The organism is Nocardia uniformis NBRC 13702, from assembly GCF_001613345.1.
In the GTDB taxonomy this organism is placed as follows: domain Bacteria; phylum Actinomycetota; class Actinomycetes; order Mycobacteriales; family Mycobacteriaceae; genus Nocardia; species Nocardia uniformis.
This window is the reverse complement of sequence record NZ_BDCE01000021.1, coordinates 1-18,826: the sequence shown is the minus strand read 5'-3', so window position 1 is coordinate 18,826 and position 18,826 is coordinate 1. Positions and strand designations below refer to the sequence as shown.

The 18,826-nt window shown below is 65.7% G+C and carries 21 protein-coding genes; 13 read left to right on the top strand and 8 right to left on the bottom strand.

The window, feature by feature from the left end:
* The first annotated feature begins 2 nt into the window (after positions 1-2).
* On the top strand, positions 3-230 hold the full coding sequence (locus NU1_RS06865) for a hypothetical protein (RefSeq protein ID WP_067518507.1): 228 nt from the start codon (positions 3-5) through the stop codon (positions 228-230).
* Positions 231-638: 408 nt separating this feature from the next.
* Here the strand turns inward: NU1_RS06865 and NU1_RS06860 are convergent, their stop codons facing one another.
* Together NU1_RS06860 and NU1_RS06855 are read right to left on the bottom strand one after the other, a co-directional pair.
* The gene (locus NU1_RS06860; RefSeq protein WP_067518505.1) at positions 639-1,148 is read right to left on the bottom strand and encodes a peroxiredoxin; all 510 of its coding nucleotides are present in this window, start codon (positions 1,146-1,148) and stop codon (positions 639-641) included.
* Positions 1,149-1,427: 279 nt separating this feature from the next.
* The gene (locus NU1_RS06855; RefSeq protein WP_067518504.1) at positions 1,428-1,736 is read right to left on the bottom strand and encodes a hypothetical protein; all 309 of its coding nucleotides are present in this window, start codon (positions 1,734-1,736) and stop codon (positions 1,428-1,430) included.
* Positions 1,737-1,878: 142 nt separating this feature from the next.
* Here NU1_RS06855 and NU1_RS06850 point away from each other — a divergent pair, with 142 nt between their 5' ends.
* The 11 genes from NU1_RS06850 to NU1_RS06800 all read left to right on the top strand — a co-directional run bounded on the left by NU1_RS06850 (position 1,879) and on the right by NU1_RS06800 (position 13,651).
* On the top strand, positions 1,879-3,429 hold the full coding sequence (locus tag NU1_RS06850; RefSeq protein ID WP_067518593.1) for an anthranilate synthase component I: 1,551 nt from the start codon (positions 1,879-1,881) through the stop codon (positions 3,427-3,429).
* Positions 3,426-4,283 (top strand): TIGR02234 family membrane protein, encoded by an 858-nt coding sequence (locus tag NU1_RS06845; protein ID WP_084521044.1) that lies wholly within the window; start codon positions 3,426-3,428, stop codon positions 4,281-4,283. Before NU1_RS06850 ends, NU1_RS06845 begins: the two co-directional genes overlap by 4 nt.
* 149 nt (positions 4,284-4,432) lie before the next feature.
* Positions 4,433-5,251, top strand: a complete 819-nt coding sequence (gene trpC / locus NU1_RS06840; RefSeq protein WP_067518502.1) for an indole-3-glycerol phosphate synthase TrpC — start codon at positions 4,433-4,435, stop codon at positions 5,249-5,251.
* Positions 5,252-5,259: 8 nt separating this feature from the next.
* A complete protein-coding gene (trpB, locus tag NU1_RS06835) occupies positions 5,260-6,525 on the top strand; it encodes a tryptophan synthase subunit beta (protein ID WP_067518499.1) in 1,266 nt (421 codons plus the stop codon).
* Positions 6,522-7,322, top strand: a complete 801-nt coding sequence (gene trpA, locus NU1_RS06830; RefSeq protein ID WP_067518497.1) for a tryptophan synthase subunit alpha — start codon at positions 6,522-6,524, stop codon at positions 7,320-7,322. Before trpB ends, trpA begins: the two co-directional genes overlap by 4 nt.
* 553 nt (positions 7,323-7,875) lie before the next feature.
* Positions 7,876-9,045 carry a prolipoprotein diacylglyceryl transferase gene (lgt, locus tag NU1_RS06825; protein ID WP_245719976.1) on the top strand — a complete coding sequence of 390 codons (1,170 nt, stop codon included), beginning with the start codon at positions 7,876-7,878 and terminating at the stop codon, positions 9,043-9,045.
* A 26-nt stretch (positions 9,046-9,071) separates the two neighbouring features.
* Positions 9,072-9,563, top strand: coding sequence for a TM2 domain-containing protein (locus tag NU1_RS43740; RefSeq protein WP_067518495.1), 492 nt, complete (start codon positions 9,072-9,074; stop codon positions 9,561-9,563).
* A gap of 200 nt (positions 9,564-9,763) precedes the next feature.
* Entirely contained in the window at positions 9,764-10,519 is a 756-nt protein-coding gene (locus NU1_RS43040) for an amino acid ABC transporter substrate-binding protein (RefSeq protein WP_067518588.1), read from the top strand.
* Positions 10,520-10,525: 6 nt separating this feature from the next.
* The gene (locus tag NU1_RS43035; protein WP_067518493.1) at positions 10,526-11,194 is read left to right on the top strand and encodes an amino acid ABC transporter permease; all 669 of its coding nucleotides are present in this window, start codon (positions 10,526-10,528) and stop codon (positions 11,192-11,194) included.
* A 121-nt stretch (positions 11,195-11,315) separates the two neighbouring features.
* Positions 11,316-12,740: a pyruvate kinase gene (pyk, locus tag NU1_RS06805; protein ID WP_084521042.1), complete on the top strand. Its 1,425-nt coding sequence runs from the start codon at positions 11,316-11,318 to the stop codon at positions 12,738-12,740.
* Positions 12,741-12,742: 2 nt separating this feature from the next.
* Positions 12,743-13,651 (top strand): acyl-CoA thioesterase, encoded by a 909-nt coding sequence (locus NU1_RS06800; RefSeq protein WP_067518491.1) that lies wholly within the window; start codon positions 12,743-12,745, stop codon positions 13,649-13,651.
* A gap of 92 nt (positions 13,652-13,743) precedes the next feature.
* Here NU1_RS06800 and NU1_RS06795 read toward each other — a convergent pair whose 3' ends face one another.
* From NU1_RS06795 to NU1_RS06785, 3 genes are all read right to left on the bottom strand, one after another.
* A complete protein-coding gene (locus tag NU1_RS06795) occupies positions 13,744-14,145 on the bottom strand; it encodes a hypothetical protein (RefSeq protein ID WP_067518489.1) in 402 nt (133 codons plus the stop codon).
* Positions 14,146-14,266: 121 nt separating this feature from the next.
* The gene (locus tag NU1_RS06790; RefSeq protein ID WP_084521051.1) at positions 14,267-14,965 is read right to left on the bottom strand and encodes an arsenate reductase/protein-tyrosine-phosphatase family protein; all 699 of its coding nucleotides are present in this window, start codon (positions 14,963-14,965) and stop codon (positions 14,267-14,269) included.
* Between the two features lie 173 nt (positions 14,966-15,138).
* Entirely contained in the window at positions 15,139-15,642 is a 504-nt protein-coding gene (locus NU1_RS06785; protein WP_067518487.1) for a phenylacetaldoxime dehydratase family protein, read from the bottom strand.
* A gap of 81 nt (positions 15,643-15,723) precedes the next feature.
* On the opposite strand from NU1_RS06785, the gene NU1_RS06780 reads away from it, so the two are divergent.
* On the top strand, positions 15,724-16,251 hold the full coding sequence (locus NU1_RS06780) for a P-loop nucleotide/nucleoside kinase family protein (RefSeq protein WP_067518484.1): 528 nt from the start codon (positions 15,724-15,726) through the stop codon (positions 16,249-16,251).
* Between the two features lie 11 nt (positions 16,252-16,262).
* Here NU1_RS06780 and NU1_RS06775 read toward each other — a convergent pair whose 3' ends face one another.
* The 3 genes from NU1_RS06775 to NU1_RS06765 form a co-directional block, all read right to left on the bottom strand.
* A complete protein-coding gene (locus tag NU1_RS06775) occupies positions 16,263-17,063 on the bottom strand; it encodes an inositol monophosphatase family protein (protein WP_067518482.1) in 801 nt (266 codons plus the stop codon).
* A complete protein-coding gene (locus tag NU1_RS06770; RefSeq protein WP_157552024.1) occupies positions 17,060-17,665 on the bottom strand; it encodes a DUF5919 domain-containing protein in 606 nt (201 codons plus the stop codon). Before NU1_RS06770 ends, NU1_RS06775 begins: the two co-directional genes overlap by 4 nt.
* Before the next feature lie 611 nt (positions 17,666-18,276).
* Positions 18,277-18,826 (bottom strand): acyl-ACP desaturase (locus NU1_RS06765; RefSeq protein ID WP_169815009.1); only part of this gene is annotated, 550 nt, incomplete at its 5' end.

Genomic DNA, 18,826 nt, shown 5'->3' with positions numbered 1-18,826 from the left:
CCATGCTGATCCTCACCGCGATAATCACCACCATCGGCCTGATCCGACGTCGTCGGAAGTCCAGGAACGCGATTGCGCCGGACCGTCAGCGCAGTCGCCGCACGTCGGCGATCGCACACCGAATAGCCCACGCCCGCAACGGATTCCACCGTCGAGAGCTCCAACCGGCGCTCGCGGCCGTCTCGCTGCTCATGGCGGCGGTAGTCGGCGCCACCGTGATCGCGTGCTGAAATCACCGGCGCCATGCCGGGCGGACACCGGCCTGCGTGTGGTGTGCCCCTTTGCTGGGCATACCGAAACCGCTTCTCTGCCTGAGGGAACCGCTTGCCTGCCTCGCTGCCGAGGGCGAATGCGCATGGCCTGATCAGTCATCCCGACAATGCCGGGACAGTCATCCGGGTATGCCGGAACTGTCCTGCGGGTGTGCCGGAACTGTCCTGCAGGTGTGCCGCGACAGTCCTGCAGGTGTGCCGCAACGGTCATCCCGGCATGCTTTTGGCCGGGATCCACTGCTGTGGGTGCGTGGATTCCAGCCAAAAACACGCCGGAACGACGAGGTCGGTCACGCCGGAATGACTAGGTCGGGAATGACTAGGTCGGCGAGGCGAAGTGGGCGAGGCGACGTCGCCAGCTCGAGTTCAGTGTCCCGGTTCGGGTGCTGCTCCGCCCCGTCCGGGTGTATCCGCCTGCTTCGCGCGGTCGCGGAGGAATTCCAGGGCGTCGTCGGCGTGCACATTGGCGCGCAGTTCGCTCGAGATGACCGTGGCGATGGTGCGGTCGGGGTCGATGACGAAGGTGGTGCGCTTGACGGGTGCGAGTTTGCCGAGGAGGCCGCGCTTTACACCGAACTGGGCGGCCACCGAGCCGTCCTTATCGGAGAGCAGGGGGTAGCCGAGGCCCTGTTTGCCCGCGAATCCGGACTGGGTGTCGACCGAATCGGTGCTGATGCCGACGGGGGAGGCGCCCAGGGCCTCGAATTCGCTTGCCAGATCCCGGAAGTGGCAGGCCTCGGCGGTGCACACGGGGGTATTGGCGGCGGGGTAGAAGAACAGCACCACCGGACCCTTGGCGAGCAGATCGTCGAGGGAGCACGGGGTACCGGACTGATCGGGAAGCTCGAAACTGGGGGCGAGCTGGCCTGGCTTCATGAAGGGCACCCTACGGGAACCGGGCTCCCGGTTCGACCGCCATTGCTTTCGACCACCATGACCGAGGTCGAAGGGATGATGCCGATCCGGCTCCCGGCATACTTGCGGACGGGGTGCACTGCTGCGGCAGTGGATTCCGGCTACAAGCACGCCGGAATGACGAAGGCCGCCGGGCGGCGGATGTCCGGTCGACCGATATCGCTGAGCGGCTCGCCGCGGGTGCGCACACAGCACGGCCCACGCACGGTGGGTCGTGCGCGGGCCGGGAAGCGTGAGCAGTCAGACGCCGATGAGCGCGGCGACGTCCGGGTTCTTGATATCCATGACATCGAGGATGCCGTGCGCCCGCAGGAAGGGCTTGAGCTCGCGAATGCGGTCCGTGTGCTCGGCGTATTCGTCCGGGAAATGACGGGGATCCAATGCCTCGAGCGCCTTCACATATGTGACGAAGGAGGCGATGGCGCTGGCCTTGCCGGACTGGTTGAGATTCATCATCATCCGCGGCGGCTGGCCGGGGTGTGATCCCGGGGCGACCTGCGGGCTGGCGTGCCGGGGACCCTCCGGAGCTATCGGTGGCGAGGGGTACATCTTTGTTGAACTCCTCTCGATAAGGATTAACCGCGTGCGGCGAGTGTAGTGATCACCGCCACTGTTATTCGCAGCTGGTATGGCTCCGGCTGGTCTGGGAGCGGGATTCGATGCCGATCGACCGGCCTGGAATGATGGGCCCATGCCAGGCACCTCGAATTCCACCACCACCTCCCGCGAACAGTTCCGCTTGCTCGCGGCCGACCATCGGGTCGTCCCGGTGATCCGAAAGGTGTTGGCGGACTCGGAAACTCCGCTCTCGGCCTACCGAAAACTGGCCGCTGACCGGGCGGGTACCTTCCTGCTGGAGTCGGCCGAGAACGGGCGTTCGTGGTCGCGCTGGTCATTTATCGGCGCGGGCAGTCCCACCGCGCTCACCGTCGACAACGGTCAGGCGACCTGGCTCGGGCAGGTTCCGGCCGACGCCCCGGCCGGTGGTGAACCCCTCGCCGCGCTGCGCGAAACCCTGCAGCTGTTGCAGACCGAGCGACTGCCCGGTCTGCCCCCGCTCACCGGCGGCCTCGTCGGCTACCTCGGCTATGACGCGGTGCGGCGGATGGAGCGGCTGCCGGTACTCGCCGCCGACGACCTCGAATTGCCGGAAATGGTGCTGCTGCTCGCCACCGACCTCGCCGCCTTCGACCACCACGAGGGTGCGATCACGCTCATCGCCAATGCCGTCAACTGGAACGGCACCGATGACCGGGTCGACGAGGCATACGACGACGCCGTGGCCCGCCTGGACCGCATGACCCTCGCCCTGGCCGCGCCCGCCGACTCCACCGTCTCGGTCTTCGATCGCCCCGAACCGGAATTCCGCCGCCAGCGCACCTCCGCGGAATTCGGTGCGGGCGTGCGCCGCCTGATCAAGGAGATCGAGGCGGGCGAGGCCTTCCAGGTGGTGCTGTCGCAGCGCTTCGAAATGGAGTACGGCGGCAATGCCCTCGACGTCTACCGCATGCTGCGCGCCTCCAACCCGAGCCCGTACATGTACCTCATGCACATTCCGGACGGCTCCGGCGGCACCGCGTTCTCGATTGTCGGCTCCAGCCCGGAATCCCTGGTCACCGTGAAGGAGGGCGTGGCCACCACGCATCCGATCGCGGGTACCCGCTGGCGCGGGGCCACCGAGGAGGACGACCTGCTGCTCGAAAAGGATCTCCTCGCAGACGAGAAGGAGAACGCCGAACACCTCATGCTGGTGGATCTCGGCCGCAACGATATCGGCCGGGTCTGTCAACCCGGCACCGTGCGCGTCACCGAATACCGCCATATCGAGCGCTACAGCCACGTCATGCACCTGGTCTCCACGGTCTCCGGTCGGCTGGCTCCCGGCAAGATCGCCCTCGATGCCGTGCAGGCGTGCTTCCCGGCGGGCACCCTCTCCGGAGCGCCCAAGGTGCGCGCCATGGAACTCATCGAGGAACTCGAGACCACCCGCCGCGGTATCTACGGTGGCGTAGTCGGCTACCTCGACTTCGCCGGTGACGCCGATACCGCCATCTGTATCCGCACGGCCCTGCTCAAGAACGGCACCGCCTACGTCCAGGCGGGTGCGGGCGTGGTTGCCGATTCCGAACCGGACTACGAGGACCTCGAATCCCGCAACAAGGCCATGGCGGTGCTCAAGGCCGTGGCGGCGGCGCAAACCGTGCGCGCCTTCCGTCCGGACGGAAATGGTGGCACGCAATGAGCCGCACCGGTGCGTCCACGCCGGATCCCGGCGCGTCCCAGCCTGATTCGAGCGGTGTCGACGAAACCCCCTCGGGTTCGGTGGATCCCGCGATCCGCGCCGAGATCGAGGCCGCGGCCGCTGCCGATGCGCAAGCGGCCCAAGCCGATACGGTGCCGAAGCGGCCGAAGCCGTTTGCGGCGGTGTTGCTGTTGGCTGTCTCCGCCGGTTTGCTCTGGGTGGCCTCGCGAATGACCTGGGTGACCATCGAGGTCAGCAGTGAACTCGGCGCCCCCCGTGGTCTGGACCTCAACGGCGGCACCTGGTTCGGGGCCCTGACCCCCCTCGCGCTGGCGCTCGTGGCCACCATCGCGGCCGTATTCGCCACCCACGGCTGGCCGCGGCGCGTGGTCGGCGTGGTGGTGGCGGTGCTCGCCGCCGTCGCGGCGGTACCGGAATATGCCCTGCTCAGAGGGCAGGGCAATACCGCGGAGCGGGCCGGGCGCCTGGCCGAATTGCGGGACTGGGAACATGTAGTGAGCGCGCAGACCGCGACGCTGCCCGCGGTGGTGGCTCTGGTCGGCGCGGTTGCCGCATTCGTCGCGGGTCTGCTGCTGGTCCGGATGCCGCAGGGCTCCGCTCGAATGTCGGGAAAGTACGACAATCCGGCCGTCCGTCGTGCCGCCGCCACCGCGGAGGTAGCGCAGCAGCGTGCCACGGAATCCGGGTCACAACCCGCCACTGGCGAACAGCTTTCGGGGCGGGTGTTGTGGGACGCGCTCGACGCGGGTGACGACCCCACCGTGGACGAGACCAATATTCCTGCCGCACACAATGATCCAGAAATCAGAAATGCGGGCGACGAGGCCCGGTGAACAGCGGAGCGGACCGTACCCGGTCCCGGTTCCGCCCCCGCTGTCAAGGACGCGGAGATAGCCATTTACTCTTTATCAGCATCGGTGAGACAGCGCCTGGGGGGATTCTCAGGCAGCAAGTCCGTCTCCCCAGAAAGGATTCGAGCCAGATGACGGTACTCGACTCGATTCTCGACGGGGTCCGCGCGGATGTGGCCGCACGGGAAGCCCTCCTGGACTTCCAGGCCATCAAGAAAGCCGCCGCGGCCGCCGTTTCCCCGCGTGACGCCAAGGCCGCGCTGCACGAAGACGGTATCGGCGTTATCGCCGAGGTCAAGCGCGCCAGCCCCTCCAAGGGCAATCTCGCGACCATTCCGGACCCGGCTGTGCTGGCCCGTGCCTACGAGGACGGCGGCGCGCGCATTATCAGCGTGCTGACCGAGCAGCGCCGCTTCAACGGCTCCCTCGCCGATCTCGACGCCGTGCGCGCGGCCGTGGACATCCCGGTGCTCCGCAAGGACTTCATTGTCGGCCCGTACCAGATCCACGAGGCCCGTGCCCATGGCGCGGATGTCATTCTGCTGATCGTGGCGGCGCTCGAGCAGGATGTGCTGTCCTCGCTCATCGACCGCACCGAATCGCTCGGTATGACCGCCCTCGTCGAGGTGCACACCGAGGAGGAGGCCGATCGCGCCCTCCTGGCCGGTGCCACCGTGATCGGTGTGAACGCCCGCAACCTCAAAACCCTCGAGGTGGATCGGGACGTATTCGCACGTATCGCTCCTGGCCTGCCCAGTGAAGTGATCCGGGTGGCCGAATCCGGTATTCGCGGCACCGCCGACCTGCTGGCCTACGCCGGTGCGGGCGCCGACGCGGTGCTCGTCGGTGAAGGCCTGGTGACCAGCGGTGACCCGCGTGCCGCGGTGGCCGAGCTGGTGACCGCCGGAACCCATCCGTCCTGCCCGAAGCCGGTACGCCGGGGCCGGTGAGTGGACAGATGACACCGACTGAGAAGACTTTTCCGCAGGCCAGCGAGGGTGTCGCGCACAAGAGCGCGCATGAACCCGATCTGGGCGGCCACTTCGGCGTCTACGGCGGACGCCATGTGCCCGAGGCACTGATGGCCGTCATCGAAGAGGTCACCGCCGAATACGAGAAGGTGCGGGTCGATCCGAACTTCCTGGGCGAGCTGGACCGGCTGCAGCGCGACTACACCGGCCGCCCGTCGCCGGTCTTCGAAGCCACCAAGCTGGCGCAGCACGCCGGTGGCGCGCGCATCCTGCTGAAGCGGGAAGACCTGAACCACACCGGATCTCACAAAATCAACAATGTGCTGGGGCAGGCGCTGCTCGCCAAGCGCATGGGCAAGTCGCGCATTATCGCGGAGACCGGAGCGGGCCAGCACGGCGTCGCCACCGCCACCGCGTGCGCCCTGCTCGGCCTCGAGTGCATCGTCTACATGGGCGCGGTCGATACCGCCCGCCAGGCGCTGAATGTGGCCCGGATGCGGCTGCTCGGCGCCGAGGTGGTCAGCGTGACCACCGGTTCGCAGACGCTCAAGGACGCCATCAACGAGGCGCTGCGCGACTGGGTCACCAATGCCGACGAGACCTACTACTGCTTCGGCACCGCCGCCGGACCGCATCCCTTCCCGATGATGGTGCGCGATTTCCAGCGCATTATCGGTATGGAGGCGCGCGAGCAGGTGCGGACCCTCACCGGTCGGCTCCCGGACGCCGTGACCGCCTGTGTCGGTGGCGGTTCCAATGCGATCGGCATCTTCCACTCCTTCATCGACGACGCGGGCGTTCGGCTCGTCGGCTTCGAGGCCGCGGGTGATGGTGTCGAAACCGGTCGTCACGCAGCGACTTTCACCGGCGGCACCCCCGGGGCGTTCCAGGGCGCGTACTCGTACCTGCTGCAGGACGAGGATGGGCAGACCATCGAATCCCATTCCATCTCCGCGGGTTTGGACTACCCGGGCGTCGGTCCGGAGCATGCCTACCTCAAGGACATCGGCCGCGCCGAGTACCGGCCCGTCACCGATACCGAGGCGATGGACGCGCTGCTGCTGCTCTCGCGGGCCGAGGGCATCATCCCGGCCATCGAATCCGCGCACGCGGTCGCCGGTGCGCTCGAGCTCGGTAAGGAAATGGGCGAGGGCGCGGTCATTCTCGTGAACCTGTCCGGTCGCGGCGATAAGGATATGGATACCGCCGCCCGCTGGTTCGGGCTGCTCGACAAGCCGGAGGACGGGCAGTGAGCCAGCAGTCCAATCTCGCCAATACCTTCGCGGCCTGCCGCGAGGAGAACCGCGCCGCACTGATCGGCTACCTGCCCGCCGGATACCCCGATCTGCAGGGCTCGATCGATGTGTGCACGGCCATGGTCGAATCCGGTTGCGACATTATCGAAGTCGGCGTCGCCTACTCCGACCCGGTCATGGACGGACCCACCATTCAGGTCGCCGCCGAGCAGGCGCTGCGCGGCGGGGTGCGGGTGCGCGATGTCTTCAAGGTTGTCGAGGCGATCAGCAAGGCCGGTGGCAAGGCCGTCGTCATGGCCTACTGGAATCCGGTGCTCAAGTACGGCGTCGACGCCTTCTCCCGCGATCTCTCGGCGGCCGGCGGCCTCGGGCTGATCACCCCGAACCTGATTCCGGAGGAGGCCGACGACTGGTTCATCGCGTCGTCGACCCACAATCTGGATCGCATCTTCCTGGTCGCGCCGTCCTCCACCGAGGAGCGACTGGTCAAAACCCTCGAAGCCTCGCGGGGGTTCGTGTACGCGGCGTCGACCATGGGTGTCACCGGTGCGCGTGACGCGGTGTCGTCGATGGCTCCGGCACTGTGTGCCCGCATTCGCGCCCACTCCGATATTCCGATCGGCGTCGGCCTGGGGGTGCGCAGCGGTGCGCAGGCCGCCGAAATCGCCTCCTACGCAGACGGTGTCATTGTCGGCTCGGCACTGGTGAGCGCGGCGGCCGAGGGCCTGGACGCGGTGCGGACGCTGACGGCGGAATTGGCGCAGGGCGTGCGATCGGCGACCGTCGCCCCTTAAGGACGTCGCAGGGCGATAGCGCAGTAGAGGACAGCCCGGTACCGCGGCGGTGTGCACCGGCCTGTTCGGCTACCGGTGCGGCTCGGTCGCCGCCGACGTGCTGATCGAATTCCCTCACTGAGCTCGTCGCCCGTGTGCTCGAATCCCGTGCGCTGTGCTCGTTGGTCTTGTGTGCTGGCCGCTCGTCATCCCGGCGTGCTTTGGCCGGGATGCACAAACCGTGAGTGCCACAACCTAGTTCGGTGGATTCCGGCCACAAGCACGCCGGAATGACGGGGCGACGTCTGGCCCGCCCGAATGGCCGGGGCGTTGTCTGGCATGTCGGAATGGGCTGGGTGTTGTCTGGCATGTCGGAATGGCCGGGGCGTTGTCTGGCATGCCGGAATGGCCGGGGCGTTGTCTGGCATGCCGGAATGGGCTGGGGCGATGTCCGGCACGCCGGAATGACGGGTCGGTGTCGGTTACCCGTACGGATGGTTTCCTGCGGCGCGGTGAATGTCGTGTCGCCGACCGGCCTCCGTGCGGCTGGACCCGATTCCGCTACGGTGGGGCCGTGACCTATCGAGCCCTGGCTGACAGCACCGGCGCGAACCTCCTGGCCTACCTCCCCTCCCCGCCGCGCGGGGTCTGGGAGATCGGCCCGTTCCCGCTGCGCGCGTACGCGTTGTGCATCATCATCGGCATCGTCGTCGCCATCTGGTGGGGCGAGAAGCGGTGGCAGGAGCGTGGGGGGCAGGCCGGGATGGTCCTCGACGTGGCCATGTTCGCGGTGCCCTTCGGGCTCATCGGCGGGCGGCTCTATCACGTGGCCACCGACTACCAGAAGTACTTCGGCGAGGGCGGCCACCCGCTGGACGCCTTCAAGATCTGGCAGGGCGGCCTCGGTATCTGGGGTGCGGTACTGCTCGGCGGTGTCGGCGCGTGGATCGGCTGCCGGATCTACCGAATTCCCTTGCCCGCCTTCGGTGACGCGATCGCGCCGGGAATTCTGCTCGCCCAGGCGATCGGTCGGCTCGGCAACTACTTCAACCAGGAGCTCTACGGCCGCGAAACCGATGTGCCGTGGGGGCTGGAGATCTACCTGCGCTTCGACGACAACGGCCAGCTCGACATGATGAACGGCGTCTCCACCGGCGTGGTGGAGAAGGTCGTACAGCCCACCTTCCTCTACGAGCTGGTGTGGAACGTGCTCGGCGTGGCCGCACTGCTGTACCTGGACAAGAAATTCCGTATCGGACACGGTCGCCTGTTCTCGCTGTATGTCGCCATCTACTGCTTCGGCCGGTTCTGGGTCGAGCTGTTGCGCGATGACGAGGCCACCCATCTCGCGGGTATCCGCATCAACTCCTTCACCTCCGCCATCGTCTTCCTCGGTGCCGTCGCGTATTTCGTCTTCGCGACCAAGGGGCGCGAGACGGCGGAACAGTTGCAGGCGGGGCTGAGTCGGCCGTGGCCGTGGGAGCTGTCGAAGCTGCGGGCCTACGGCGCGGCGTCGGCTGCTGGAGCCACCGTGGCCGTCGATGCCGCCGAGACCGCCGAGACCGGCACGGACACCACCGAATCAGCCTCCGCTGTCAACGAATCCGAGACGGCCGACGATAACTCCTCAGCAGCCAGCGGGTCGGCATCCGGTACCGAGCCGACCGCGTCCGATACGTCGTCCGAGGGGTCCGAAGGGTCCGCCGAGACGAAAACCACCGGTACGGACGAGAATAAGTCCTGAGACCGTGCTCGAATGAGGAGGAATCCGTGACCGACCCCTATCAGCAGCAGCCCGGACCCAGCGGGCCGCAATACGGCGCGCCGGGCACCGGGCCGAATCTCGGCAAGGGGGCCGATCCGTACGCGCAGCCGTCCGATCCGTACGCGCAACAGCAGCAGCCCTACGGCCAGCCGCAGTTCGCCCAGCCGCAGTACGGTCAGCCCCCCGCCTACGGCCAGCCCGGCGGCTACCCCGGCCCGTTCGCCCCGGGCGTGGATCCGGAAGCACCGTACGGCCGCGATATCTACGGTGCGCCGTTCTCGGACAAGCAGAAGCTCGTGGCCGGTCTGCTGCAGATCTTCGTCGGTGGCTTCGGCGTCGGCCGGTTCTACCTGGGCTACAACCAGATCGCCATCTGGCAGATCGTGGTCACCGTGGTCACCTGCGGTATCGCCGGACCCATCTGGGGTCTGATCGACGGCATCCTCATCCTGATGGGCAAGGTGCCGGACCTGTACGGCCGGCCCCTGCGCGAGTGATACCGCACCCGTTGCGGGACACGTGAGAATTTCGGCGGGCACCATCGAACACGATGGTGCCCGCCGCTTTATCATCACGGAGATATTCGCGCGAGGTTTGCGCGCATCGCGATGGTTGACGTCCCGTTCGGTCCGGTTCCGGCGTACTCTGTGTCGGTTGTTTGTCGCGTGGCCAGTCCGCGCTCGAGGAGAGGTACACCGTGCGTCGTAAGCTGTTCGCCGCCGTGCTCGCCATTGCCGCCGCCACCGCGGGGCTCACCGCCTGCGGCAGCGGCGATGACCCGAATGTCCTGAAGGTCGGCACCGAGGGCACCTATTCGCCGTTCAGTTATCAGCAGGACGGTCGTCTCACCGGCTACGACGTGGAGGTCATCACGGCGGTCGCCGACAAGATGGGGCGCACGGTGGAATTCGTGCAGACCCCGTGGGACGCCATCTTCGCGGGTCTGGAATCCAAGCGCTTCGATCTTGTCGCCAACCAGGTGACCGCGAGTCCTGAACGCGCCGAGAAGTATTCGCTGTCGGAGCCGTACACCGTCTCCGAGGGTGTAATCGTCAGCCGCGCCGACAACACCGGTATCACCTCGCTCGCCAACCTCGATGGCAAGGTCTGCGCACAGTCGACCACCAGCAACTGGTCCAAGGTCGCCACCGAGGCGGGTTGCCGGGTCGAGGGCGTGGAGGGCTTCGTGCAGGCCATCCAGCTGCTCAAGAACGGCCGCGTGGACGCCACCGTCAATGACAGCCTGGCCGTCGCCGAGTACACCAAGCAGCACGGTGCGACCGACGTGAAGATCACCGGCAAGACCGGTGAGACCAGCAATCAGGTCTTCGCCGCCCGCAAGGATTCCCAGGAGCTCGTCGATCAGGTGAACAAGGCCCTGGAGGAGTTGCGCGCCGACGGCACCCTGGCCAAGATCTCCGAGAAGTACTTCGGCGTAGACGTCTCCCAGTAATCCCGGATGGATTCCGCTACCTGGGAACTCATCCGGCACAACCTCTGGCCCATGCTGGAGGCGACGGTCGAGATGACGCTGCCGCTGACCGCTGTCAGCTTCGCGATCGGGCTGGTTATCGCCCTGTTCGTGGCGCTGGCTCGAATGTCGTCGATCTGGCCGCTGTCCGCGGCGGCCAGGTTCTACATTTCGATTATTCGCGGGACACCACTGCTGGTGCAGCTGTTCATCGTGTTCTACGCGCTGCCGCAATTCGGCGTGGTGATCGACCCGTTCCCGGCGGCGGTCATCGCCTTCAGCCTGAATGTGGGCGGCTACGCGGCGGAGGTGATCCGCGGGGCGATCATGTCGGTGGCGCACGGGCAGTGGGAGGCCTCGTACGCGGTCGGTATGAGCTACGCGCAGGTGCTGCGGCTGATTATTCTGCCGCAGGCCGCGCGGATCGCGGTGCCGTCGCTGTCCAACACGCTCATCTCGTTGGTGAAGGACACCTCGCTCGCGTCGACCATTCTGGTGACCGAGCTATTGCGCACCGCGCAATTGGCCGCGGCCCCCACTTTCGACTTCTTCGCCCTCTACGGCGTCGCCGCGATCTACTACTGGATCATCTGTCTGATCCTCGGTTTCGGGCAGACCCGGCTGGAGACTCGTCTAGCACGTCATGTCGCGCGCTGACCGGTAGCTGGGCGTTCCTCCAAGTACCGAATACCGCACCCTCGGCGTTCACCGATCCGCCCCGCACTGTTGCGGTGTGCCCGGTGAGCAGGACCCATTTGGCAGGACTAGGGTTGACGTTGTGATGCGACGGACGAAGATTGTGTGCACGCTCGGACCTGCGGTGTCGTCCGAGGAAAAAATTCGTGAACTCGTCGAGAGCGGCATGGATGTGGCCCGGCTGAACTTCAGCCACGGCGAACATTCCGATCACGCCGAAAACTACAAGAAGGTGCGTCAGGCCAGCGATGATCTCGGCCGCGCGGTAGGTATTCTCGCCGATTTGCAGGGACCGAAGATTCGTCTCGGTCGTTTCGAGGGCGATGGTAAGACGTTCTGGGCCACCGGCGAGATCGTCCGCATCACCGTCGATGACATTGTCGGTACCCATGACCGCGTCTCCACCACCTACCGGGAGCTCGCGCAGGACGCCAAGGCCGGCGACCGCCTGCTGGTCGATGACGGCAAGATCGGTCTCACCGTGGACCACGTCGAAGGCAATGACGTGGTTTGCCGGGTGACCGAGGGCGGCCCCATTTCCAATAACAAGGGCGTCTCGCTGCCCGGTATGGATGTCTCCGTGCCGGCACTGTCCGAGAAGGACATCGAGGACCTCGAATTCGCTCTGCAGCTCGGCGTCGATTTCATCGCGCTGTCGTTCGTGCGATCGCCGGCGGATGTCGAGCTGGTGCACGACATCATGGACCGGGTCGGCCGGCGGGTGCCGATTATCGGCAAGCTCGAAAAGCCGGAGGCCATCGATAATCTGGAGGCCATTGTGCTGGCCTTCGACGCCATCATGGTGGCGCGCGGTGACCTCGGTGTGGAGCTGCCCCTCGAGCAGGTGCCGCTGGTGCAGAAGCGGGCCATTCAGATGGCGCGCGAGAACGCCAAGCCGGTGATCGTGGCGACCCAGATGCTGGAGTCGATGATCACCAACTCCCGGCCCACCCGCGCCGAGGCCTCCGATGTCGCCAATGCGGTGCTCGACGGCGCGGACGCGGTCATGCTGTCGGGTGAGACCTCCGTCGGCGACTACCCGATCGAGGCCGTGCGCACCATGGCCCGCATCGTGCACGCCGTCGAGGGCGAGACCTCCACTCGGGTGCCGCCACTGACCCACGTGCCCCGCACCAAGCGCGGTGTCATCTCCTACGCCGCCCGCGATATCGGCGAGCGACTCAATGCCAAGGCCCTCGTGGCGTTTACGCAGTCCGGCGATACGGTGCGCCGCCTCGCCCGCCTGCACACCCCGCTGCCGCTGCTGGCGTTCACGCCGCAGCCGGAGATCCGCAGCCAGCTCGCATTGACCTGGGGCACCGAGACTTTCATCGTTCCGCGCGTCGCCGATACCGATGAGATGATCATTCAGGTCGATAACGCGCTGCTGTCCATCGGCCGATACCAGAAGGGCGATCTCGTGGTCATCGTGGCCGGGTCGCCGCCGGGAACTGTGGGCTCGACCAATATGGTGCACGTACACCGGATCGGCGAGGAGGACCACTGAGGATGAGCGCATCGCTGGGCGAGGCGGTAGAAGAGCCGGGCGCGTTATCGCGCGCGGCCGACCTGCAGGTGCTGTTGGAGCTACTGGACCTGGAGGAAGCCGGTCCGGATCTCTTCATCGGCCAGCACCCGGAGAAGGTGTGGAGTCGCACCTTCGGTGGGCAGTTGGTCTCGCAGGCGATTATCGCCGCGGGCCGCACTGTCGGTCCGGGCCGCCCGGTGCATTGCGTCAACGCGCACTTCGTGCGCGGTGGTGATCCGAAGAAGCCGATCGAATATCGGGTGGACCGCCATCGCGACGGACGGGCCTTCGCCAATCGCACGGTGACGGCGTACCAGGACGATCAGGAACTGTTCGTCATGCTGGCCGCGTTCCAGGACTGGGGCAAGGGCCTCGAACATGCCACGGCGCAGCCGGAGGTACCGGACCCGGACGACCTGCCGCGCGTCGAGGAATCCTTCGCCGGTCTCGAGGACCGTCTCGAAATGTTCGTCAACGCACCGCATCCCATCGATATGCGCTACACCAACGACCCCGCCTGGATTCTCAAGGGCACGGGGGAGAAGCTCAACCACAATCGGGTATGGATGCGCACCGATGGCACGCTGCCCGACGATCCGATGATTCACGTTGCGGCGCTGGCCTATTCGTCCGACACCACGGTTTTGGATTCGATCATCACCACGCACGGGCTGTCGTGGGGGCTGGATCGGATCATCGCGGCGACGGTGAACCATTCGATCTGGTTCCACCGGCCGTTCCGCTTCGACGAGTGGGCGCTGTACGCGACCGAGTCCCCGGTCGCCGCTGGATCCCGCGGTTTGGCGCGCGGGACCTTCTACTCGCGCGGTGGAGAATTGCTCGCGACGACGGTGCAGGAAGGCGTGATCCGCCACTTTCCGAAGCGGTAGTCACGCATTCGATACGAACGACAGGGCCTCGGCGATCGCGCCGGGGCCCTGTCGCATCGGCGCGGCCAGGGCTCGGCGGGAGTGCGCACCCGTCAGATGCGTTCGCGGTTCTCTTCGAGATCGAAGTCCTCGCGCTGGAGGGCGCGGATCACGTAGGGGAAGGGCTGGTCGGCCGACAGGTTCAGCACCAGTCGCTGCTCCAGGCGATCGATCGCCGCCTTGGTCAGCAACCGCGAATCGCCTACCAGGCTGAGCGCGATCTCGTAGGTGCGCCGATTCTCCGGCTCTATATCGGGATGGTCCAGCCGCCACTGGGTTTCGAGCACCGTGTGGGTGGGGTCATCACCCTCCACCGGTAGCGTGAACCGCCAGGCGAACAGATCGCGATCGGCCACATGTTCGTCCACCACCCGGCAGACGATGCCCACCACACGGTCGAGCGTCTGCGGTGTCACGTAAACATGGAGCGAAACATCCGAAATGCGTTTCGGCATGTCGTTCAGTCCTGTTCGGAGTGTCTAACACGGTGAAGTACCCGCCGGAGTCTAGTGCCTTACCGGACGTTTACGGCAGACAGGTCCATTGACACGCGGTATTCGATTGTGAGTTTGCGCCCTAGCGACCCGACAACGCAACCCGCTGGCCGGAATCCGCACCTGGCTTCTCCGGTTTGTCGGGCTGTGTAGGGGTTTCGGCGGGTTCGGCGTCGCGCCCGCCCGGCAGGACCAGCAGGGTCGGTCGGGATCCACCGGCGTCATCGGCGGCGTTTCGAGGGTGGATGGTGGCCTGCGGATGCTGATGCGCGTGCAGGGCCAGCAGGAGCGGTATCAGGGCCTCGGCAATCCGGTCGCCGACTTCGCAATAGGCCTGTGCGGACAGTCCGACCGGATCGGAGATATTCTCCCGCCCGACCAGTGCCAGATCGTGCCGGGCCTGATTCAGGCCGGCGACGGTGCGCGCCCCACTGACCCTCGCGATCCGGTGCGCTTCGAGGAGGGTGAAAGTGTGTGCCGCGGCGGAGGGTTCGATCTCGCGCACTTTTTCCCGAATCTGCTCGGTCATGGTGAGGATGAGGTCGGCGTGGCGCACCATCTCCGGTTTCAGCCTGCGGGCCTTGAACTCGCCCGCTTCCGCGCCGAGTCCCTCGATGGCCTGGGCGGCGAGCGGTGCGACGGGAAACCCGACCAGCGCCCGCACTCCCGCGCTCTCCGCGGTGAGATCCGGTAGTGAGTGTTCGGCGGCAATGGCCAGGGTGAGTCGCTCGGCGATGACGGACCGACACACATTTCCGGAGCAGACGTACAGGACGTGCATGGTGCGAAGGGTAGGCCGCGCCGGCCCCGCCCGATATGCATCCGTGACCGAATCACACCCTTTGACCAGGATGTTCATCCGCATGACCCGTGTCTGTTGCCCGATGTTCGCGCACCGCACCGATTTCGGGCCGGAGCCCGGTGTGCGCGGTCGGCGACCCGGGTGCGGCAGCGTCAGCTCCGGTAGTAGGTCTCCTCGTCGACCACCGGCGCCACCGTGGGTTCGGCACCGCGCACCCGCCCCCGGGTCGAGAACATCCGCCCCCGCGCGGTCACCGTGGGCGCGAACCGGGCCAGCCCCGTAGCCGGACTCATATCGTCGTACACCGAATCGAACCCACCCCGAGCGAAATACGCCTCATGCCAGAACCCCGTCCCCCCGGAGTCCTTGAGGAACCCCTGCCACCACTGCCGATGCGGATCCGACCGCGTCCACTTCTCGAGGCTCTCCAAATCCCGCCAATACTGCCGAGCCCCCCAGTGCGGCGGAAACAGCGACCACACAATGTCCTCATGCGACAACAGCCCATCGGGCCGATCCCGATGCGAACTGTAAAGCTTCGGCCCCACCCCCAACAGCCGCAACACCCCGCGCGGTTTCCGCACCCGCATCCCGAGGTAGATCACCACCAAATCCGGATACCCGGACAGATCCGCAGTCTGTCGGTTCACACGCACGCGTCGACCTCCGTGATGAGTTCTCTGTGCGGGTTATACGAGCCAGCCCACGCTCTGGTTCACCGCTGCCAGGATGACCCGGTGGACAAACTCCTGGTGCTGATCAACGGACTGCCCGCCTCCGGCAAGTCGACCCTGGGTCGAGCACTGGCGGACACGCTGGGTGCCCAGTTCCTGTCCAAGGACATCTTCAAGGAAGCCCTGGCGAGCTGCCTCGACAATGCCGAAACCATCCCCGATCTCGGGGCGGTCGCGATGGAGGCGATCTGGGCGCTGGCTCGAGCGACACCCCTGCCCGTCGTCATCGACTCGTGGTGGTTCAAACCCCGCGACCTACATTTCGCCGAGGCCGGAATCAAGCAGATTCAACCCGACCGTGCCGTCGAGATCTGGTGCGACGTCCCACCAGAAGTAGCAAAAGCCCGCTACAGGGCCAGGCGCCGCGCCCCGCTCTTCCAAGACCAGCACCACCTCGTTGCAGACTGGAGAGTATGGGCCGAACAGGCCGCGCCCCTCGGACTCACTCCCACTGTAATCGTCGATACGACACGACCGATCGATTGCACCGATCTCGCCGATCGAATCGCCAGCGCCACCGCGCTCAGGTGAGGCGTGGGCTGTCAGCCGATGTCGTCGATGAGCGTGAGTAGCTCGTCTGCGATGGATGGCGCTGCGGCGACAGTGTCAGCCGAGGCGAAAGAATGGGAGTTTCCTGCGGAATCGGTGACCCGCGCACCGCTTTCGCGTGCGATCAGCACTCCCGCCGCGGTGTCCCAGGGCTTGTTGGCCAGGATGACGCACGCGTCGGTTCTGCCCTCGGCGACCCACACGAGGTCCAGGGCGGCCGAACCGAACATACGAACCCGTTCGACGGACGAGGCGAGAGCTGTTGTCAGCGCGACGCGGCGTTGGTTCTTGCGGTCGGCGTTGGCACCGACGGCGTAATCACCCAGAGAGACAATGGATTTCTCCAGTGTTTCCGATTGGCTGGCGGCCATCCGGTGGCCATTCGAGTACGCGCCACGCCCGGCGATGGCGAAGTACTCCAGCCCGAGGAACGGCGCGAGGATCACCCCGACCGTAGCTGCGCCACCTTGCACGAGCGCGAGCGAAACGGCCGAAAGTGGTATCCCGTGAATGAAGTTCGAGGTGCCGTCGATGGGGTCGAGTACCCACATTGCGTCGGCCGTCTCAGGATCAGGCTGTGGACCGTTGACTTCTTCGCTCAGAAACTCGATCTCCGGCGCGGCGTCCGCCAGATAGCGGCGAATCTCGTCCTGGATCCGGAGGTCGAGATCTGTGACGAAGTCTCGATCCCCCTTTCGCTCGACCTGACCCGGTCGTGTGTTCTTCAGGAGGTCGCCGCCAATAGCAATGGCTTGCCGAGCGATATCGAGCAGCGCGGTCCCATCGGCGGTCATTGCGCGACAACCTCCTTTCCAGTCGCCCACATGGACTCGAAGACCTGAGAGAACGTATCGAAGAGACCCGGCTGATCGTTGCGGCGGGCGACGAATGTCGGAGATTCGACGCCTCTCGCGCTGGGCAAGTACGGCTGGATGACGCAGGTTTTCCTGTCGACGACTGTGATATTGAACCTGAGCGGCTCATCGTAGGTTCGGATCGCTATGGAGCCGGTGCTGTGAGCGGGAATCTTGTTCCGCACCCGCGCGAGTGAACCGATGTTGATGCCGGTCAAGTTGCTCAGAACGCCGGGATCGTGGCTCTCCTCCTGCTCGCGATCGAGGATGTGTTTGCCGGCGGGGTCCAGGAAAAGGCATCGCAGCGTGGTGCCGGATGCGACCGATTTCAATATGTCGCTGTCCGAATACTGCTGACAGAGCAGGTTCAACGACAACCCGACCATGTCGATGGTGGCAGCGCCTCGGAAGAGTTCCCGAGGCGGCATGGCCTGGATGAACTCGGCGCGCGTAGGAAACACCGCTTCCACATCGGCGAACTGCCGGCGAGGCGCTACGTCCGGCCAGAGATGATCCTGCGACTTGTGCAGCAGCGCTGCCAAGGCGTAGCGGTGTTTCGGATACGGGACCCGCTCCTTGGTGATCCACCGTTCGACGGTCTTGGCGTCGACTCCGAGTGCGGTGGCCACCGACTGTGGCGTGAGCCCGTTGTGCAGCAGTGCGCTTCGAAGTCGTTCATTCGCCATATTGCACTGCCTCCCGAGAAGGGCACCTAGGGACGAGTTTAGATGTCTCTGGACGTCCGGTGAAGTCCTGCGGGGAGGTGATGGCGTCCCGCGCTCGTAAGCGAATCTGTTTGTTCCTCTATCAATTCGAACCGACAGAGCTACGAAAGGGACAAATCATGTCGCCGGAAGCCGGTAGTACCTGGGTTCACGATGACTGCGAGAGGGGATCTATCTATCCTCTCGATCGCAAGCGTGCCGAGGGCGTTCTCAAGATCCATGCACCGTGTGAGCCGCCATGTCCGCGAAAACAGACAGCGACCGAGTACCTGAGTGGCACCATGTTCCCGTTCGAATCCGAGGAGCCGAATCCCATCCCCGCCGAGCGAACTTCTCTGAGGTGAAGCGGGCGCTCGGCTGGACTGCGTACGAATCTCGAAACGTCCGCATATTCCGGGATCGGTCGGGTTGTTGGCGACGCCTCGAATTTAGCTCAGCAGTGTTGATGGTCCGCGTCTGGCGACCTCGCGGGCGGCTAGGCGGTCACGCCGCTCCTCGAATTTGATCGTGTCCTGTTCGTACTTCGTCAGGAACGCACCGAGTTCTTCCCGGGTCTGCTCGCCCTCGGCCGTGAAGTCGGTGCGTTCGAAGATCTTCCAGGTGCGCAGGATGGGCTTCATTACGTCTTCCAGGTGTTGGCGCATGTCGTAGATGCCGTTCTTGGCCATCAGGGCGCCATGGCGGAGGAAGTTTGGGGTGCCAGCGCCGGGCATCTGGAAGTTCATCAGGGTAGTGGTGATCGCTCGGAGGGTCTGGTCGGGGGCTACGTCCAGGGCGGCGGCGCAGATGTTGCGGTAGAAGATCATGTGGAGGTTCTCGTCGGTGGCGATGCGCTGGAGCATGGTTTCGGCGATCGGGTCGTGGCAGACCTTGCCGGTGTTGCGGTGGCTGAGGCGGGTGGCGAGCTCTTGGAAGGTGACGTAGGCGATGCCGTGCAGGAACCCCGCGTCGGAGAGCTGGCCTGGGTCGAGATCGGCT

Bases quoted from the DNA above. Each gene is read 5' to 3' on its own strand.
- NU1_RS06865 (WP_067518507.1), top strand. From the start codon at position 3: ATGCTGATCCTCACCGCGATAATCACCACCATCGGCCTGATCCGACGT.
- NU1_RS06860 (WP_067518505.1), bottom strand. From the start codon at position 1,148: ATGAAGCCAGGCCAGCTCGCCCCCAGTTTCGAGCTTCCCGATCAGTCC.
- NU1_RS06855 (WP_067518504.1), bottom strand. From the start codon at position 1,736: ATGTACCCCTCGCCACCGATAGCTCCGGAGGGTCCCCGGCACGCCAGC.
- NU1_RS06850 (WP_067518593.1), top strand. From the start codon at position 1,879: ATGCCAGGCACCTCGAATTCCACCACCACCTCCCGCGAACAGTTCCGC.
- NU1_RS06845 (WP_084521044.1), top strand. From the start codon at position 3,426: ATGAGCCGCACCGGTGCGTCCACGCCGGATCCCGGCGCGTCCCAGCCT.
- trpC (WP_067518502.1), top strand. From the start codon at position 4,433: ATGACGGTACTCGACTCGATTCTCGACGGGGTCCGCGCGGATGTGGCC.
- trpB (WP_067518499.1), top strand. From the start codon at position 5,260: ATGACACCGACTGAGAAGACTTTTCCGCAGGCCAGCGAGGGTGTCGCG.
- NU1_RS43035 (WP_067518493.1), top strand. From the start codon at position 10,526: ATGGATTCCGCTACCTGGGAACTCATCCGGCACAACCTCTGGCCCATG.
- NU1_RS06800 (WP_067518491.1), top strand. From the start codon at position 12,743: ATGAGCGCATCGCTGGGCGAGGCGGTAGAAGAGCCGGGCGCGTTATCG.
- NU1_RS06795 (WP_067518489.1), bottom strand. From the start codon at position 14,145: ATGCCGAAACGCATTTCGGATGTTTCGCTCCATGTTTACGTGACACCG.
- NU1_RS06790 (WP_084521051.1), bottom strand. From the start codon at position 14,965: ATGCACGTCCTGTACGTCTGCTCCGGAAATGTGTGTCGGTCCGTCATC.
- NU1_RS06775 (WP_067518482.1), bottom strand. From the start codon at position 17,063: ATGACCGCCGATGGGACCGCGCTGCTCGATATCGCTCGGCAAGCCATT.